This is a genomic window from Roseibium sp. RKSG952, assembly GCF_009711355.1.
Window position 1 is genome coordinate 1 of sequence record NZ_SMMF01000366.1, and the last position, 727, is coordinate 727.

The 727-nt window shown below is 47.9% G+C and carries 1 pseudogene; it reads right to left on the reverse strand.

Going from position 1 to position 727, the window contains the following annotated elements:
• Positions 1-475: pseudogene (locus E1297_RS01080) on the reverse strand (hypothetical protein); the annotation flags it as partial.
• Positions 476-727: the final 252 nt, after the last annotated feature.

Genomic DNA, 727 nt, shown 5'->3' on the forward strand with positions numbered 1-727 from the left:
CGGCCAAACGCACAAGATTTCGCTTTTCCAGTCCAAACAGTAGGGAAAGGGCGTAAGTCAAAACAAGCGGAAGCGCAAACATCAATGTAACGAACCCAGCTCCAACACGACTAGTGATTGCAAAGGTTATGGCATTGGGGGCTGCAATGAGCAAACCTGTCACAAGCATATACTTCAGCAGCCGGTTTCTAGTGGATGGCTCGGTGCGGATGAAGAAAGATCCCGTTCGTACCTCTTTTTGAAAAATCAGCGCAGCTGCTTGTAGGAGTGACGCGCCGAAGAAAGACCACAGCAGCAGGATCATTGGCTGCCAACCGAAAGAGGGCGCTGCCTTTGCGATTGCAACGATAATGGCCTGTATCGCAGCTATGCCAAACAGCAGGATCAGGGACGACTTTTTAAATTCCGGGAGGTTTCCTTTCGGGCGCTCTCCGGTTCCGTCCGTTTTGGGCAGGACAGTAAATTGGGATGGCATCGCACTACAGTCTGTTCACACCCAATAATGATGTAGCTGGTGTATAAATTTTATCTTAGTATCAAGATATTTAGTATCAAGATAAAATTTTACGATGCCCTGAATGGATTTTTTGGAGCCAACGGGTAGTGCCAAGTTATTTTATGTGGGTTGTCAGCGCCCGCCATCGGCAGATTTCAGGCAGCCATTTCGATAGCATAGTTGGTCCAGAGAGCGAATGCAGTTGATTTTCCATAGGCTTGGTTTCAAACC